This window comes from Pseudomonas chlororaphis (genome assembly GCA_001023535.1).
Taxonomy (GTDB): Bacteria; Pseudomonadota; Gammaproteobacteria; order Pseudomonadales; family Pseudomonadaceae; genus Aquipseudomonas; species Aquipseudomonas chlororaphis_E.
Genome location: CP011020.1, coordinates 4,599,244 through 4,617,155, shown reverse-complemented (window position 1 = coordinate 4,617,155; position 17,912 = coordinate 4,599,244). Strand labels below are relative to the sequence as shown.

General features: G+C 58.9%; 13 protein-coding genes and 1 pseudogene. 9 read left to right on the top strand and 5 right to left on the bottom strand.

The features are described 5' to 3' along the window. Positions 1-131 precede the first annotated feature (131 nt). Together VM99_20265 and VM99_20260 are read left to right on the top strand one after the other, a co-directional pair. Positions 132-2,402, top strand: a complete 2,271-nt coding sequence (locus VM99_20265) for a hypothetical protein (protein AKK00298.1) — start codon at positions 132-134, stop codon at positions 2,400-2,402. A gap of 21 nt (positions 2,403-2,423) precedes the next feature. Beyond that, positions 2,424-3,335 carry a hypothetical protein gene (locus VM99_20260; protein AKK00297.1) on the top strand — a complete coding sequence of 304 codons (912 nt, stop codon included), beginning with the start codon at positions 2,424-2,426 and terminating at the stop codon, positions 3,333-3,335. 48 nt (positions 3,336-3,383) lie between these two features. Here VM99_20260 and VM99_20255 read toward each other — a convergent pair whose 3' ends face one another. After that, positions 3,384-4,547, bottom strand: coding sequence for an ornithine decarboxylase (locus VM99_20255; protein ID AKK00296.1), 1,164 nt, complete (start codon positions 4,545-4,547; stop codon positions 3,384-3,386). A gap of 867 nt (positions 4,548-5,414) precedes the next feature. Between VM99_20255 and VM99_20250 the strand changes: the two genes are divergently transcribed. Continuing rightward, positions 5,415-6,854: a hypothetical protein gene (locus VM99_20250; GenBank protein AKK00295.1), complete on the top strand. Its 1,440-nt coding sequence runs from the start codon at positions 5,415-5,417 to the stop codon at positions 6,852-6,854. Positions 6,855-7,043: 189 nt separating this feature from the next. Beyond that, positions 7,044-7,874 (top strand): annotated as a pseudogene (locus VM99_20245) (hypothetical protein). Positions 7,875-8,513: 639 nt separating this feature from the next. On the opposite strand, the gene VM99_20240 reads toward VM99_20245, so the two are convergent. Genes VM99_20240 through VM99_20225 form a run of 4 tightly spaced genes read right to left on the bottom strand, consistent with a single transcriptional unit; the run spans position 8,514 to position 11,966 of the window. Continuing rightward, positions 8,514-9,671: a glycine/betaine ABC transporter ATP-binding protein gene (locus tag VM99_20240; protein ID AKK00294.1), complete on the bottom strand. Its 1,158-nt coding sequence runs from the start codon at positions 9,669-9,671 to the stop codon at positions 8,514-8,516. After that, on the bottom strand, positions 9,668-10,321 hold the full coding sequence (locus VM99_20235; GenBank protein ID AKK00293.1) for a choline ABC transporter permease: 654 nt from the start codon (positions 10,319-10,321) through the stop codon (positions 9,668-9,670). Before VM99_20235 ends, VM99_20240 begins: the two co-directional genes overlap by 4 nt. A gap of 12 nt (positions 10,322-10,333) precedes the next feature. After that, positions 10,334-11,227, bottom strand: coding sequence for a glycine/betaine ABC transporter substrate-binding protein (locus VM99_20230; protein ID AKK00292.1), 894 nt, complete (start codon positions 11,225-11,227; stop codon positions 10,334-10,336). Positions 11,228-11,237: 10 nt separating this feature from the next. After that, the gene (locus VM99_20225) at positions 11,238-11,966 is read right to left on the bottom strand and encodes a glycine/betaine ABC transporter permease (protein ID AKK00291.1); all 729 of its coding nucleotides are present in this window, start codon (positions 11,964-11,966) and stop codon (positions 11,238-11,240) included. Positions 11,967-12,294: 328 nt separating this feature from the next. Between VM99_20225 and prfC the strand changes: the two genes are divergently transcribed. The 5 genes from prfC (at position 12,295) to VM99_20200 (ending at position 17,891) form a co-directional block, all read left to right on the top strand. Next, positions 12,295-13,878, top strand: a complete 1,584-nt coding sequence (prfC, locus tag VM99_20220) for a peptide chain release factor 3 (protein ID AKK00290.1) — start codon at positions 12,295-12,297, stop codon at positions 13,876-13,878. A gap of 335 nt (positions 13,879-14,213) precedes the next feature. Next, positions 14,214-14,459: a hypothetical protein gene (locus VM99_20215; protein ID AKK00289.1), complete on the top strand. Its 246-nt coding sequence runs from the start codon at positions 14,214-14,216 to the stop codon at positions 14,457-14,459. Between the two features lie 836 nt (positions 14,460-15,295). Further along, on the top strand, positions 15,296-16,321 hold the full coding sequence (locus VM99_20210; protein ID AKK00288.1) for an ABC transporter: 1,026 nt from the start codon (positions 15,296-15,298) through the stop codon (positions 16,319-16,321). Further along, positions 16,318-17,109 (top strand): hypothetical protein, encoded by a 792-nt coding sequence (locus VM99_20205; GenBank protein ID AKK00287.1) that lies wholly within the window; start codon positions 16,318-16,320, stop codon positions 17,107-17,109. The genes VM99_20210 and VM99_20205 overlap by 4 nt, the downstream gene beginning before the upstream one ends. Then, positions 17,109-17,891, top strand: coding sequence for a hypothetical protein (locus VM99_20200; GenBank protein ID AKK00286.1), 783 nt, complete (start codon positions 17,109-17,111; stop codon positions 17,889-17,891). The genes VM99_20205 and VM99_20200 overlap by 1 nt, the downstream gene beginning before the upstream one ends. The last annotated feature ends 21 nt before the right edge of the window (positions 17,892-17,912 follow it).

The window sequence follows — 17,912 nt, the reverse complement described above, 5'->3', positions numbered from 1 at the left end:
TTGCATTGTTTTCGCGCTTTGACTTCATTTGCTTCGATCGACTAGTGTCCGAGCGGCTGTATGTAACTTGTACTTCGTTCGGCAGCGTTTAGTTAATGGTTGTCGGTCAATCGATAATTAAAGGATTAATTATGAATACCCATGCTGTGTGGAGCGAGGCACTTGAAGATGCTTCGTCCGAAGAGATCACCCTGTTTGCGCAATTGGCGCCGAAGACGCTGTCCAACGCCTCGGCACCGACCCAGGAAGGCGAGTCCCGTGGCAAGGGCCTGTTGCTGACCAAGAAACAGATCATCGACCTGAGAAAGTATGAGTCGGCTGCCCTGGCGCTGCCCTATCACGTGGCCGATGTGAAGGATTACCTGAACTTCGGTGATCCTGCCGGGGGCGGGGCGGGGCTGCGCGTCGACGACTTCGTCAAGACCTTCCGCGCCACCCGTACCCACGCCCGCCGCTGGTCGCCCCTGCGTGAATCGATCATGCTGACCGGCAGCCAACTGAAGTTGTTTGCCGCCAGCATGGCCATTTACGAAAGGTCCATGGAGGAAGTCTATGACGATGTCCGGGCCGCCCGGTTACTGGATAAAAATAATATTGAAACCCTGGAACAGCTAAAACAACTGGAGTTGGAGCTGGGGGGTAAGTTTCCCGGTATTGACTTGCCGCCGGGTACGGTGGAAGACATCGGTTACTACCTGGATCAGATCTACAAGAAAGTGGGGGATAATCTCAAGGTCGTTAAAAGCATCAAGTTGGCACTGGATTACTTTGGCTATGACTTGCGCCAGCACATCCTGCCGGAGATCAAACTACGCCTCAGCTTGATCGGCAGTACGTTGTTGCCGGCCGAAGTCGAGATGCTCAAGCGACAGGTCGATGACCGGGCCTTGCGCATCGAAGAGAAAAATACCGAATACGCCAATGCCGTGGAGCGGTCCCTCGGTGCGGCCACGGGCATGAACCTGATCGGCCTGGCGCTGGCCATTTACCTGGGGGTGGAGGCCGAAAACATCCGCGCCGAACGAAACCGCCTGTACCAGGAGCAGGAAGCGGCCATTGAAGAGCTGCGGGGCAAACACCAGACCCTGGGTTCCCTGAGCCGGGTCAAACATGACCTGCAAGGCCTTGAACTGGTGGCGATCGACGCCGACATCGCCACGCAGAACCTGATGCACGTCTGGAATGTCATGCACCTTTACATCCAGTCCTCCCAGGATGCGGTGGCCAAGATCACTGATGCCCTCAGGCTGCGCCTGTTCATGCAGGCCTTCCGGGCAGTGGCCTCGCCGTGGAAGCAGATCGAGCACGATGCGGATGCCCTGATCGCGGTGTTCAAGGAAGCCGACGAGGAATACGAGCGTGTCTATGGCATCAGGACACGCGCCGCGTTTGCCATGCTGCCGAGCACCGATTACCCGACGGTCGATACCGGCATCCTGGCCGACAGCAACCGGCTCATGAGGGACGGCGCCATTCAATCCCGCGTGCTGTTCATTCGCTGGAATTACCTGCCGCAACTGCACCAGCGGTTCGATGCCCTGGTGCTCGGCGTGGACAACAGCAGTGATGTGCTCAAAGAGGTGGCGCTGAGCACCCGGATGGCCCTCGAAGGCCGGGTGCGTCGCTTGCAGGCGCTGGACAAGGAGCTGGCAAGCGCCTTGGACGAGCAGGATGTCCAGGACATCGAGGCGGACCGCGCCGGGGAGCTGGCGCAGATGAGTCGCTGCGTGACGCAGTCCACCCGGCAGCTCAGCGATCAGTTGTCGACCATCCGCGACGTGTTCGACCGACGCCTGAGCTTGGGCTTCGTCGAAGACATGGAACGCGAACAACACCGCGTCGAGGCTGGCCTCAAACGTCTGGAAGACGAGCGGGCCGAGCGTCAAAAGGCCCGTGGCCTGGCCAGCGACGCCATCGGCCTGCTCAAGACGGGTGGTATCGAAGCGATTGGCAACGACCTGGTGCTGACCCTGGAGCACATGACGAAACTCGGTATCGCGCCACCGGAAGTGCAGTTGGTCATGCAGGCGATCGAGCAGCTCAAGAAGACCCTGGTGCAGGTCGGCGAAGGGGTTCGCTTCCTCGACCTGGTGCGCGCACGCGACCAGTTGGCCGGGAAAATCCAGGCGCTGGACGCCGATATCGACAAGCTCCACAGCCAGCTCAACGCCCTGAAGGGCAAGGTCCAGTTCATCCGGGTCATTCATGGCATCGACGATGAGCGCCAGCGCTATGTGGGCCAGTACCAGGGCGTGGTCGCGGCTTACCGCTCGTTCGCCCGGTTGATCGAGGCCAATGCCTACCTGGAGCAAGAGCAGCGCAGCCTCGACCTGATCCACCAGGCGCAGCGGTTCATGGCGTTCCTGGCGCCGCTGGCCTTGCCCTTGGCGCTGCATGGATGACGCCCACGGCGGGGAGGGATCATGGTCGATTTTCTGTTGGACGAGAAACACTTCTCGGCGTTGGGCGAATACATCGGTTTTCTGAGCGACCTGCCGTGCAGTCTGGCGGAAATCGAGCAGTTCTCCGGTCTGTTCCGCCGCTCGGGGCATGTGTTGCTGACGCCCCCCGATGCGCAGGCACTGACCCGCGCCGCGACGGACAATGAAAACCGTTGGAACGCGATTGTCTGTGTGGTCCCGTCGTTGGGTTTCATGGTGCATCGGCTGGTCGAGAAAACCGCCACCTTCGTGGCAGAGTTCGAGCAGGTGGCCCGGGATGCCATGCTGGTGACCGATCCCCCGTTGCTCGGCGACCTCGACCCGTCGCGCTTCTCGCCGGTCAACGTCGGTGCACAGGGGAGCAATCGCACCGCCAGCGTCATGCAGCTGATCGACAACCTCTGTCGGCGGCTGGATGAATGTGCGGCCGCGGGTGCTCGCCTCAAGGCGTTGATTGTGAGCGTCTCACAGACCATCCACAGTCTGTTCGTGCGTTTCATCGATTCGTTGACGCTCAGGCTCTGTGCCTGTCATGGGCCGGTGCCCAAGATCGAGGTCTACTACGCCTTGGGGCGGATCAGCCTGCCCGGCATGCAGTACGATGCGGGTGCGCAGCATTCCCAGGCGCAGCGCAAGGCATTGGCGCAAGCACACCTGAGGGCGTTGAACGGGCTCTATGTGCGTTCGACGTCGGCGGCGAACAACATTGCCGACCTGTGCCATCGCCTGGGGTATTTCCTGACCCAGGTGAAGCTCGAACTGCAAACCCATGATCGACAGCAGAGTCTGCGCCGGGCAAGGGCTTCGTTCGCTCAGTTGGCCTATCCGCTGGCGCAATTGAGGGCGATGGCCCACGCCTTGCGAGCGATGCCGTTGCGAGTGGAGGCGGGGTGATTGACCGTTCCCACGCAGGTGCGTGGGAACGTTCTGACGGGCGTCGATTTATACGTAGAAGGATTTCAGCGGCGGGAAGCCATTGAATTCCACCGCGCTGTAGCTGGTGGTGTAGGCACCGGTCGACAGCCAGTACAGGCGATCACCGATGGCCAGGTTCAGCGGCAAGCCATACTTGTAGTTCTCGTACATGATGTCGGCGCTGTCGCAGGTCGGGCCGGCGATGACCACTTCTTCCATCTCGCCTTTCTTCTCGGTCCAGATCGGGAACTTGATGGCTTCGTCCATGGTTTCGATCAGGCCGGAGAACTTGCCCACGTCGGTGTACACCCAACGCTCGACGGCGGTGCGCGATTTACGCGCCACTAGCACCACTTCGCTGACCAGGATGCCGGCGTTGGCAATCAACGAACGGCCCGGTTCCAGGATGATTTCCGGCAGGTCGTCGCCGAAGTCTTCCTTGAGGAAGCGAATGATTTCTTCGGCGTAGGTTTCCAGGCTGTTGGTGCGGGTGATGTAGTTGGCCGGGAAGCCACCGCCCATGTTGATCAGCTTGAGCACGATGCCGTCTTCTTCCTTGAGACGCTCGAAGATGACCTTGACCTTGGCGATCGCGGCGTCCCAGACGCTGATGTCGCGCTGTTGCGAGCCGACGTGGAACGAAATGCCGTAGGGCACCAGGCCCAGGTCGCGGGCCAGGATCAGCAGGTCCATGGCCATGTCGGTCTGGCAGCCGAATTTGCGCGACAGCGGCCAGTCAGCCGTGGTCGAGCCTTCGGTGAGGATGCGCACATAGACTTTCGAGCCCGGCGCGGCCTTGGCGATGTTGCGCAGGTCGGCTTCGGAGTCGGTGGCATACAGGCGCACGCCCTTCTCGTAGAAGTAGCGGATGTCCTTGGATTTCTTGATGGTGTTGCCGTAGCTGATCTGGTCTGGCGTGACGCCGCGGCTCAGGACCTTGTCCAGCTCATAGATCGAGGCGATGTCGAAGTTCGAGCCTTTTTCCTTGAGCAGGTCGATGATTTCCACCGCCGGGTTGGCCTTCACGGCGTAGTAGACCTTGGCGAACTCGAAACCGGCGCGCAAGTCGTCGTAGGCCTGGGCAATCATCGCGGTGTCGATCACCACGAACGGGGTTTCCTGCTTGTCGGCGAACGCTTTCATCTTCTGGAAAGTTTCGCGCGCGAAATAATCTTCGACCTGGATCGACATACTTGGGACTCCTACTGGCAAACATCAGGATCAATGGGTGTGAAGGCCGGGTAGCCTTCGTGAACGTCCTCCGTATCCCCACTTTGGTTCGCCTACTTCCCAAGGCATTGCCGCCGAAAGCAAAAAGGCCATCCAGGTCGTTTGAGAGCTACTGCGCTTGGCAATACTGCGTTGGAAAGAGGCTCGGAATGCTCATTTACAATCAGTAAACTCCGCTTCCTCGCCTCTTCCCGCCTTGTCTTGCCTGCGCTCGCTACGCTCTCAAACGACCTGGATCTAGGGATGCCCTTGGCCTTGCTGTCTCGTCGTCAGTACTTGAGCCGGATGGATCGTTTCCAGCATGGACGTTCGGCGCGAACTTTAGGGCGTGAGGGGCCTGAGATCAACTAAAAATGTCGCGTTTTTGCACACATCCGTCGTGCGGGCGGCGACAGCTCCTGATGTAACCGACCTGCATGACAGATTGATGTTCCCCTGGATCGGTCAATGACGGCGCTCGCTGCGATACAGGTTCGAGGTTTGGGGTCTGTGTGGGGCGAGCGCGCTTACTCGCGCTGAGGTGCATAGCGGCCCCAAAAGGTGGTCATTACGCAACCGAGCGGGAGCAGGCTCCTGGCTACAGGGACAGGCGTAGCTCATTTGTTGATCAATGACCCGCCTGTTATGAGGAAAACGTTTAATTAACCTCGATTGACTGTCACTTCTGACAGTAGGCGCTCGCCCAAGATTACCGAATACTCAAATCCAGACAGTCGTTCTTCATGATTTTAATGCTGCGGATACCGGCTTATATCCGGCGCGCGGCGTATTGAATTGTGCCTTGAATCACTGCGGATTTTGCGATGTAGAGAACTCCAGGAGAGGGACATGCGCAAGTATCGGGTCATCTTGAACGCTTCTTTAATGATCGGACTCTTCACCAGTTGCGGCTTGTCACAGGCCGACCCGGGAACGGACACGGCGAAGTTGATGGAGTACTGGTATCGCTTGACTGCTCGCGATTGTGGCAGCGGCAGGTTGGCGTCCGATTGTTCAGGTCTGATACTTCGCGGGATCGCCAGTAAACAAAGTTACTTGCCCTGGGATGCCAGTCCGTTTTCACACAGCGTTGAAGCCGGCGGAAGCGGTCTTTCGGCCGGTGGCACATCGGTTTCCTACTTGAGGAAGGACGTTGAGTTCAACGGGCTGGGAATGCTCCGCTACAACGGCTTTGCGCTGACGCCCAATGATTTCGTGGACGACAAGACCCAGTTCAAGATCAAGGTGCTCTGCGCGTTTGTCATCGACTCCTGGACCAATTATCGGAACAACAACGGTTGCGGTGATTACCAGGAGAATGGCAATACCCTGGGCGTCGTCGAGGACTACTGCCAGAAGCTGAGCATCAGCAACCCCAAGGCCTGGATGGAACACTACGATCGCCAGACCCAGGACCCCGAGGTGACGAAAGCCCACCGCTTCCAATGCGGTTTCGATACGACCCGGGATTACTTCGGCAGCTATAACAAGGCCGACGCATTGAACACCTTTGTCGAGGCTCGCAAGGTGCTGGCCAAGGACCCGGAGGAGCAGGGCGATGCGATAAACACCCAGTCCGAGTTGCGGATCGAAACCTGGCCGGATAACAAGTACTGGAACAGGGACTGGAGCAGCCAGGACCGCAAGAAGTTCGACGCGCCTGTCGCCAGTGACAGCGATTCAGCAAAAGCCACGCGCCTGGAACTTCCCATCGCCGCGTTCATTTATGAAAGTGGCGTGGATTACATCGACAGAACGACCCGGGCGTTCACCGCCCGCGACTTCGCCCGTGATGACCAACGCCGTTGGGTGGAGCAGGGTAATGCCTGGAAGCCGATCATCAAGGTTCAATTTCCTCGTTCTATCGGCGAAGACGCGAAGTTTGCCTACTATCCGGTCGATCAACAGATACCCGCCCCCGCGGACAGCCGTTCTTGTGATAACTACATCGAAAAACTCGAGTGGGATAACAACTATGTAGAACCGGTGCTGGGAACGATCTCCTCGCTCAAGATCACGCCCACGGCGTGTGGCAGAAAAGCCGGTGTCGGGAAAACCAATGTGGTGTTGGCCGAGTTGGCGATCAAGGCCGCAGCGCTCGATCCGAATCGCAAGGATTGGAATTTCGACAACATGGGCAGCAGCATGCGCCGCCAACTGGCTTGCCACCTCGACTCTCCGGACATCGCCGAGAACAAGCCCACCTGGAGCATTGAGCCCGCCCGTCCCTACGTGCCCCATGACGTGATCATGAAGTTGCCGGGTGACAACAGATGTAATCCGCATTGAACGCAGGGGCCAGGCTGTCTGACCCGCCTCTGTGAGGGGCAGACGGCCCGGCCCGGGTGATGACCGGCCTTCCAGGTGACGAGCATGGCGAATCTCAGCCGCAAAAAATCGGTAAAGCTGTTCTTTTTGACGGGTTGCATGATTATCTCGTTGCAGTCCCTTGCTGAAACGCTCACGGGCGCGGCCCTGCAATCGGGCGAAGAGACGGCCGCCGACTTGACCCGCCGTTACTACGATACAGCGCTCAACTGCGGTTCGCCGACGGCACCGGCCTTTCTATGCTCGGGGGTGGTGGCACGCACGACCTACGCGGGCAACTTCGACCCTTGGGACCATAGCGAGTTTTCCAGGACGACCGGGGCCGTTTCGTTTTCCTACCTGCGCGCCGATGCCCGGTTCGGCGCAGCGCCTTGGGGCACCAACGACGCCAAGCATGGCTATATCTTTTACCCCATCCTTCAGACGCCGCCGGGTAAGGCCAAGCCTTCGGTCATCTGTTATTTTCCTTACGACGGCGCCACCCTCTACCGCAGCAAGCCAGGGGCCTACGGTTGCCGGGACAGCATCACGCAGTTCGTCTACCCACAGAGCAAGCCCTGCAATGAACAGAATATTTTCACCGCCAAAGCCTGGCTGGCGCATTTTCGCAAGGTGGCCTACGGCAACCCCGCCAGTTGTGCGTGGATGGTCAACGATGGGTTGAATGAGCAAGCCACCGCCAACTTCAATGCCGGCTTGCAAGTGCGAAAGGACGTTGAACTCGAGGCCGGTGGCGCCGATTTCAACTTCAAGAACCACAACGAACTTCGAATCGAGGCGTGGCCGGAAAAAAATCCGACCCCGTTGCCCATCCAGGCGTTTTTCTGGATCTCGGGCTCCAACGATCTGGAGGCCGCCAGGACCGACCAGAAGAAATACTTCGAACGGACCCAGGGGCTGGTCGTCCCCATTGTCCGGGTGACACTGCCGCCCGGTCCGAAGGAGCATTTCAGCTTTCAATACGTCAGTGCCGACCAGGCGATCAACCCGGTGGTGCCGGCCACCGCGTGGGGCGCGCCCGGCGTGCCCAAGGCCTACAGTTCAGCCACGGGCGAGCGCTTGAGTATCAAGAATATCTACCGGGACGATTACCTCGCCGTGCAATTGCCGCTCAGTGGCCTGGAGGCTGCCGATACGGTAAGCGTGCAGTGGCGAGGGCGGGTGCCGTACAGCAGCCCGCCGGTGCGTTATGGTGACCTGCCTGCCGACAAGCAGGTGTTGATTCCCCGTCCCGAAGTGGTCGACAGCGTCGGGCTGACGGTGCCGGTGAGCTACACCGTCAAGAAAGGTGGCGTCGGCGAAACCCAGACGTCCGCCGTGTTGTACCTGGCCGTTGATCCCCAGGCCCTGGACCTTCCAGCGCCCGGTTACTCGGCCGGCACGGTGATCATCTATTCACCCGCCCCAGCGGGCTCGACGCTACGCGTACGGGCCATGGGACAGAGCATCCTCGATACGGGCAGCCAACTCGTCACCGCCGGCCAGGCCAATCGCTTCGTGCTCGACCCGGCCTGGGTGGCGCAAAACCGAGGAAGAACGGTGTTGATCAACTACTCGGTCTTCACCAACCTGAGCCCGCAGTGGCTGTTTTCCCGGGTCCTCAGGGTTTCGCTGTAACGCTCAGCCGGCTGCCACTTCGGCCGGCGACACGATGCTGGTCTTGCCGCCACGCGAGCGTCCGGAGCTCAGGTATTCGGCGATGGATTCCTGGGTCACCTCGCCGAGGAAGACCCGTTCGGCGTCCATCACCGGCAGCCACGAGCGGTTGAACTCGTACATGCGCGACAGCAGGATCCGCAAGTGTTCGTCGTAGGCCGCCGTGGCGTTGAACTCGCGCAGGAACTGTGCGCAAGTACCGGTCTGGCGGTGCAGGTCACGGCGGCGCACATAGCCCAGCGCCTTGTTCTGGGCGCAGGTCACCACCACGTGGCGCCGGTCATGTTCGTCCATCAATTCCAGCGCCTCGGCCACCGGGGTTTCCGGGCTCACCGACGGGGCGTTGTCGGCCGCGTCCTCGGCCTTGACCAGCAGCAGTCGCTTGAGGGTGCTGTCCTGGCCAACGAAGTTGCTGACAAAGTCATCGGCCGGGTGCGCCAGCAGCGTGTCAGGGTGATCGCACTGGATCAGCTTGCCGGCGCGGAAAATCGCGATCTTGTCGCCCAGCTTGATGGCTTCGTCGATGTCGTGGCTGACCATGATCACGGTCTTGTTCAGCGCCCGTTGCATCTCGAAGAACTCGTTCTGGATCATCTCGCGGTTGATCGGGTCCACCGCGCCGAAGGGCTCGTCCATCAGCAGCAACGGCGCATCGGCCGCCAGGGCGCGGATCACGCCGATCCGCTGTTGCTGGCCGCCCGACAGTTCCCGTGGGTAGCGGTGCAGGTACTGCTTGGGTTCGAGCTTGATCATGCTCATCAGCTCGCGGGCACGGTCGTGGCATTTCTGCTTGTCCCAGCCGAGCAGCTTGGGCACCACCACGATGTTTTCCTCGATGGTCATGTTCGGGAACAGGCCGATCTGCTGGATCACATAGCCGATGTTGCGGCGCAGGGTCACCTCGTCGAGCCCGGTGGTGTCTTCGCCGTTGATCAGCACCTTGCCCGAGGTGGGCGGGATCAGGCGGTTGATCATCTTCAGCGTGGTGCTCTTGCCACACCCCGATGGCCCGAGGAACACGCAGATCTCGCCTTCATTGACGGTCAGGTTCACCGAGTCCACGGCCTTCACATCCTTGCCGTTGCTCTTGAAGGTTTTGCTGAGGTTTTGAAGTTCGATCATTTGAGGAGTCCTTTTGGAGTCAGCGAGCGTTGCAGCCATTGCAGGAGCAGGTCGGCGAAGATGGCCAGGAGGCTGACCAGTACGGCGCCGACGATCAGCATCGACATGTCGCTGCGGCTGATGGAAGCGAGGATGAGCACGCCCAGGCCACCGGCCCCGATGGTGGCGGCGATGGTCATGACGCCGATGTTCATGACCACGGCGGTGCGCACGCCAGCCAGGATCACCGGCACGGCGATGGGCAACTCGACCATGCGCAGGCGCTGGCCGAAGGTCATGCCGATGCCGCGGGCGGCTTCACGGATGCCGGGTTCGACACCCGTGAGGGCCAGGTAGGTGTTGCGCATGATCGGCAACAGGGAATACAGGAACACGGCGGTGATCGCCGGCATCGGCCCCAGGCCCTGGCCGAACTTGGAGTAAAACGGCAACAACAGGCCGAACAGTGCAATCGACGGGATCGTCAGCAGCACCGTCGCGCTGGCTTGCAACGGACCGGCCAGCGCCGGGAAGCGGGTCATGAAAATGCCCAGGGGCACACCGATGAAAATCGCCAGGCTCACGGCGATGCCCACCAGCGTGACGTGCTGCCAGGTCAGGTGCATCACTTGCTGCCAATCGAGATGGGAAAAGGCGTTCAACAGTTCCATGGCTTTTCCTCCTCAGGGGATGGGGTGCTGGCGCAGGAAATCGGCGGCAACGGTGGAAGGGCTTTGGTGGTCGACGTCGACCCGGGCGTTGAGTTGGCGCATGGTTTCGTCGTCGAACAGCGCGGCCAGGGGCTTGAGTTGCTCGGCCAGTTGCGGGTGGGCGTCGAGGAATGCCTGGCGCACCACCGGCGCGGCGGTGTAGTCGGGGAAGTAGTGCTTGTCGTCTTCGAGCAACTTCAACTTGAACGCGTTCAGCCGCCCGTCAGTGGTGTACACCAGGCCGGCGAACACCTGGCCATTGCGCAGGGCGGTGTAGACCAGCCCGGCGTCCATCTGGCGGATGTTCTTGCGGGTCAGGTTCATGCCGTACTGCTCGACCATGCCTGCCAGGCCATCGGAGCGGTTGGCGAACTCGGTGTCCAGCGCCACCAGGTGGTTCTCCTGCGATTCGGCCTGCAACACCGTGTTCAACTGGCTGATGTTGTTGATCTGCGGGTACTGGCGAGCGATTTTTTCCGGCAGGGCCAGGGCGTAGGTGTTGCTGAACTTCGACGGTGCCAGCCACGCCAGGCCTTTTTTCGCGTCGAGTTCTTTTACCCGGGCGTAGGACTGGGCGCTGTCGAGTTTTTCCGTGACGTGGTTGTAGGCCACCAGCGACACACCGGTGTACTCCCAGAGCAGGTCCAGTTGTCCGGTTTCATGGGCGCTGCGGGCCAGGTTGCTGCCCAGGCCGCCGGTGATCTGCGCGTCGTAGCCTTTGCTGCGCAGGTATTGCGCGGTGATTTCCGCCAACAGCGTCTGTTCGGTGAACACGCGCGCGCCAAGGCGGATCACCGGTTTTTCCGCCGCTTGGGCGAACCCGGCCAGCAGCAGGGCGCAGCCCAGTATCAAGCTCAACTTCTTCATGATGATTCCTTTATCCAGCGGCTTCAGGACGCCGCAAACCGCGCTCCAGCCAGAGTCGGCTGGCCAGTGTCACCAGGCCGTCGAGCAGCAGCGCCAGCAGGGCGGTGCAGGCCGCGCCGAGCAACAACTGCGGCTGGTTGTTCAAGGCGATGCCGGGGAAGATCAGGCTGCCGAGGCTGTTGGCACCGATCAGGAACGCCAATGGGGCGGTGCCGACGTTGATCGCCAGGGCCACGCGCACGCCACCGACGATGATGGGCACGGCATTGGGCAACTCGACCTTCCACAGCACCTGGCGTGGGGTCATGCCGATGCCGACGGCGGCTTCCTTGAGGGAGCCCTGGACGTTCTTCAGGCCTTCATAGGTGTTGCGCACGATCGGCAGCAGCGAGGCGAGGAACAGGGCGAAGATCGCGGGCCCGCTGCCGATGCCGAGGATGCCCAGGGCGATGGCCAGCACGGCCAGGGGCGGAACGGTGTTGCCGATGTTGAACACTTGCATGAAGCGTTCGGCGCGCCCGACCATGCCTGGGCGGCTGAGGGCGATGCCGGCGGGGATGCCCACGATCAGGGCCGCGAGCATGGAAGCGAGCACCAGCATCAAGTGGGCTTGCAGGTAGAACAGCAAATCGTCGCGGTAGTGCTGGATCGTATCGATGCCGATCCAGTGGACCAACAGGGCCAGGAGGGCGACGACGACCGCACCTCCCATCAGCCCTTTGCCATAGCGGATAGCCACAGGCGGACTCCTTTGTCTTTCAGTCGGCGCACGCGTTCCCGGGCGGCGTACCTTCATTGGCGGCCGGGAAAGCGTTCGCGGGGAGCAGCTCTTGTCGATGCCGGCCAGCGGCATGTCACGGGAGCCATGGGCGCAGCTTCGTCAGGCTAACTTGCTGATTTTCCAGGCCCTGACGAAAAGCTGTCGCAGGGGGTGGACGTCTGCGCCGGGCAAAAGGTTCCCAGGTCGGGAAAGATCGGGCCCACAGGGATGCGCTCAACGGTTCGGTTCCTGGCACAAGTTGAGCTATAATCGCCGCCCTTTTTTGTCACCAGCCAGGCGATTTCCCATGACCAAACAGGCCGCCGAAGTCGCGAAACGCCGCACTTTCGCCATTATTTCCCACCCCGATGCCGGTAAGACCACCATCACCGAAAAACTTTTGCTGATGGGCAAGGCGATTGCGGTCGCCGGCACGGTGAAGTCGCGCAAGTCCGACCGCCATGCCACCTCCGACTGGATGGAAATGGAAAAACAACGGGGTATCTCCATTACCACGTCGGTCATGCAGTTCCCGTATCGCGATCACATGATCAACCTGCTCGACACCCCAGGCCACGAAGACTTCTCCGAAGACACCTACCGCACCCTGACGGCCGTGGACTCGGCGCTGATGGTCCTCGACGGCGGTAAGGGCGTCGAGCCACGGACCATCGCGCTGATGGACGTCTGCCGCCTGCGGGACACGCCGATCGTCAGCTTCATCAACAAACTCGATCGTGACATCCGCGACCCGATCGAACTGCTCGACGAGATCGAAGCGGTTCTCAAGATCAAGGCCGCGCCCATCACCTGGCCGATCGGCTGCTACCGCGATTTCAAGGGCGTGTACCACCTGGCGGGCGACTACATCATCGTCTACACCGCCGGCCACGGGCATGAGCGCACCGAAACCCGGATCATCGAGAAGCTCGACTCCGACGAGGCCCGCGCCCACCTGGGCGACGAGTACGAGCGCTTCATCGAGCAACTGGAGCTGGTGCAGGGCGCCTGCCACGAGTTCGACCAGCAGGCATTCATCGACGGCCAGATGACGCCGGTGTTCTTCGGCACCGCCCTGGGCAACTTCGGGGTCGACCATGTCCTCGACGCCGTGGTCGACTGGGCCCCGCGCCCGCTGGCACGGGTCGCCAACGAGCGCACCGTCGAGCCGGTGGAAGAGAAGTTCACAGGCTTCGTGTTCAAGATCCAGGCGAACATGGACCCCAAGCACCGCGACCGCATCGCGTTCATGCGCATTTGCTCCGGCAAGTACGAAAAAGGCATGAAGATGCGCCACGTGCGCACCGGCAAGGACGTGCGCATCGGCGACGCCCTGACCTTCTTCTCCTCGGAGCGCGAGCAACTGGAAGAGGCCTTCGCCGGTGACATCATCGGCTTGCACAACCACGGCACCATTCAGATCGGCGACACCTTCACCGAAGGCGAAGCCCTGGGCTTCACCGGGATCCCGCACTTCGCCCCGGAACTGTTCCGCCGCGTACGCCTGAAAGACCCGCTCAAGTCCAAGCAACTGCGCCAGGGTCTCCAGCAACTGGCCGAAGAAGGCGCCACCCAGGTGTTCTTCCCGGAGCGCAGCAACGACATCATCCTCGGCGCGGTCGGCGTGCTGCAGTTCGACGTCGTCGCCAGCCGCCTGAAGGAGGAATACAAGGTCGAGTGCTCCTACGAGCCGATCACCGTCTATTCCGCCCGCTGGGTGGATTGCAGCGATAAGAAAAAGCTCGAGGAGTTCTCCAACAAGGCTGTGGAAAACCTCGCGCTGGACGGCGGTGGCCACCTGACCTACCTGGCGCCGACCCGGGTCAACCTGGCGTTGATGGAAGAGCGCTGGCCGGATGTGAAATTCCGAGCGACGCGCGAGCACCACTAAGCGTCAAGGCCTGCCACCCAAACCCCGCTGTGAACGCAGCGGGGTTTTTTATTGCCCGTATGCCGGGCCAGGGCCCCTGTGGGAGCGAGCTTGCTCGCGAAGGCGGTGTGTCATTCAAGAGGGATGTTGGCGGATAGACCGCTTTCGCGAGCAAGCCCGCTCTCACAAGGGCAGGGGTCATAACTGGACGAGATAAGCGTTATTCGAAACCAATCTGCCCATCGACGGCATTTCTGGCCATCTCTGAGCGTCCTAATGGGTGAACCGGTCTGTTCAGCATTGGATTTTCTTGAGCCGTCAGGCCTTGGCTTCATCCGCGAAAGAAGGAATCGGCTATGAACACACTGCTGCGCATGATGTTTTTGTTGAAGGTGTTGGTGATGTTGTCCCTCGGTTCGTCGGCGGCTTGGGCGGAGTGCGACCAGCACGAACAACACGCCTGGAACGGGCAGGTTGGCCAGGGCGACATGATGCTGGCCGCGACCCAGGAGCCCGGCGATCAGGACGATGACGATTCGACCATCGACCAGCCGGACACTGACGACGGTGATGAAGGCGACGAGGGCGACAGCCAGACGTAGCTTTCACCGCTCAGAAAAATTGTGGCGAGGGGATTTATCCCCTCGCCACAGGAGACGCGAACTGATCGTTACGCCGCGCCGTCGAGGAACTGCTCGGCGTAGTGGCACGCTACCAGGCGGTTATCGAGCGGGCGCAAGGCCGGTTCTTCAGTCTTGCAGCGCTCGGTGGCATACGGGCAGCGCTTGTGGAAGGCGCAGCCAGACGTAGACTGCTGACCTAAAGGAAAACCCCTCCAGCCCAAACCGATACTCAGTTCGGGGCTGGAGGGTTTTTTTTATGCAGGGCGCATTATCCAAGGCAAGGACTTACCCCTGTGGCGAGGGAGCTTGCTCCCGCTGGACTGCGCAGCTGATGAATCGGATACCGACGATGGCGATGGCGACAGGCAGTCGTAAATCACCGGCAAAATAACGCCCTTCTGCCTTGACGGATTGCACCCGAAACTGCGGAGTTTTAGCAGCGGGCCGAAGACATTTGTAGGTTTTTTCTGTAACGCTTTTCTCCGTCACTCGTAGCTCCATTCTTCTTTTTCATGACCAAACGCTTTGCTCTCGACGTTGAAGTCACAAGCGATTAGTTTTAAGCCGTCGGCAAACATCGACAAAGGAAAAACCGCGAACCAGGGGGCTGTTTTGTCAGGGCTGATTTCATTAAGCCATTATCGTGGCAGCGCGTTGATCCCATGCTGGTCTACGCAATGATCAATTAGAAATCGATATTTAAAAATTAAATTTACAATGATGTTTCTTGATGGTATGGATTATTGCGTGATATTTCTCGACGTCGAAACGATATGCGCAATGGATAGCTCATTTTTTTCAAGGTCTCAGTCGCGATGGATAGCATCAGTGTAAGAAATTTGTCCAAGACTTATCGAATAAAAGAGCGCTCAGAAAGGGCGTTTGGTTGGTTGACAGACCTTGTATCTCCCAAGGCTTCTGAAAAAACAGCGGTTGACGATATTTCCTTCACCGTCAAGCAGGGTGAGGTCGTGGGCTTTCTCGGCCCGAATGGCGCAGGTAAAACCACTACATTGAAAATGCTGTCGGGGTTACTCTACCCGACTGCCGGAAAAATATCGGTTCTGGGTCGGAAGCCTCAACTGCGGAATAAGGAATTTCTCAAGTCCATCTCGCTGATCATGGGGCAGCGTCAACAGTTGATCTGGGACTTGCCGGCCATGGAAACCTTTCGGCTGAATCAGAAGATATTTGAAATTCCTGATGCGCAGTTCAAAAAGACTTATGGTTATTTGGATGAGTTGCTTCAGGTGTCGAAGTTGGCCAAGGCGCCAGTGCGTACCTTATCGCTTGGCGAGAAAATGAAGTGTGAGCTGGTTGCGTCATTACTTCATGATCCCAAGGTTCTTTTTCTCGATGAGCCTACCATTGGGCTTGATGTCGGTGTGCAGAAGATAGTTCGTTCGTTTATTCGGGACTATAGTCGCGAGCGCAATGTAAGCGTACTGCTAACGTCGCATTACATGCAGGATATTGAGGCCCTGTGTGAGCGAGTCGTTGTGGTTTCCGATGGCAAAATATCCTTTGATGACACCCTGGAGTCATTGCGTAAACGCATGTCGGATCACCGCATCATCACTGTGGAGCTATCCGAAAATATCGTGGCTTCAGCGCTGGGCAGATATGGTCTGGTGCGTTCCACGGACGGCTTTGTGCATGAAATGCTGGTCCCGGCTGCCGAGGTCGTGGCCGTTTGTTCGCGGGTTCTGGCCGAGCAGCCGGTCATCGACATTTCCATTGGTGATCCGCCGATCGAAGAGGCGCTGTTGAAGCTGTTCGTGGCCTCTCAGTCCGATACCCGGAAAAAGGTCCCGGGTGCTTCCGGGGAGCGTGTCGCATGAGCCGGTTTGCAGTGAAAGTCGCAGGGGTGGCGCGCACGGCCATTCGTCGCAAAATTGCACATCGCGCAGAGTTGTTCGTATTGGTGCTCGCGTCTTTGGTGCCGTTGTTCATGATGGTCATCTGGATGGGTATTGCAAAAGATGCCGCACTGGAAGGTTTCACACCATTAAGGTTTGCGGCTTACTTTGCGCTAGTGTTTCTAGTTGGCGAAATAGTCTCTAGTACGGCTGCTGAGGAAGTGGAGAACGACATCCATTCGGGCGATATCGGCAGTCTCCTGTTAAGGCCATTCAACATTGCGCTGTATTATTTTTTGAGCGAGCTGGCTTCAGCGATGGTCAGGGTTATTCCAGTGTTTTTTCTGGTGGTCGGCGTATTCCTGTTTTCTGAAGCGGGTCAATATTTACACCTGAGCTATCTTCTCCCCGCACTGCTCGGGGTAATGCTTGGGTTTGCCATAAATTACTTGTTGTATTTCATTGGCGGGCTTGCGGCTTTCTGGTCCGATCAGGCAAGTACCTTTGATCTGGTATTGACTTACATGCTTACTCTGTTTGGTGGTGTTCTCGCACCCTTGACACTTTATCCCGAATGGATGCAGTCGATACTTGAGTGGTCACCGTTCCCTTATATTATTAGTTTTCCAATACGAATCATTATGGGGGAGCTGACCGTCGAGCAACTGATCAACGGATTGCTGTTTCAGATAGTGCTGGTCGTTGCGTTCTCGTTGTTGGCTCATTTTGTCTGGGCCAAAGGTGTTAAGCGTTATTCGGTGTTTGGGTAATGAAGACATTAGGCGCAGTCAAGGCGCTTCTAACTGCAAGGTTGCAGGCGAATATGAAGGATCGTGTTCCGGTCTTTGTCAGCCTGCTGAACACTGCTTTGCTGGGATTGTCCGTTTATGTCGTGATCGAGATTTTCTTTGGAAATGTCGAGACAATTGGTGGCTGGAACAAGCAGCAGTCGATTGTGCTGTATGGGGCATTCATTTTTATTCGCTCCTTTGTACAAATGTTGGTGTTGCCTAACTGCGAGGCTGCCTCGAAGTTGATTATCAACAAGTCCATTGATACTTACTTGTCCAAGCCGGTTGACCTTCAAACTATCCTGGCTTTTGGGCAGCTACGCCTGTGGCATATCTTCGGCGCCCTGCTGGGGCTGGGATTGATGCTGGGCGGTAGCCATGCGCAGGGACAATTGACGTTGCAGACGCTGGGCGCTTTCTTCGTGTTCCTGACACTGGCATGTGCGCTGGTTTACTCGGTCTGGTTCAGTATCGCGAGCCTGGCGTTTTGGACCAAGAAGACCGGCAACATTTCCCACCTGCTATTCATGTTTTTGACTACCGGTCGGTTTCCGTCCAGCGCGTACCCGGAGTGGATCCAAGTCGTGATCATGACCGTAGTACCTGTCTTTTTCATCATGGAAGTGCCCGCACAATCAGCGATGGGGTTGACGACGGGGCGGTCATTGGCGGGCGCTGTTCTGGCCACCCTGGCCTTCTTGTTGTTGTCGAGATTGCTTTGGCATTGGGGGGTCAAGAAATACCTTCGAGAAGGTGCCTGACACAAGAAGCATCGAAATTTA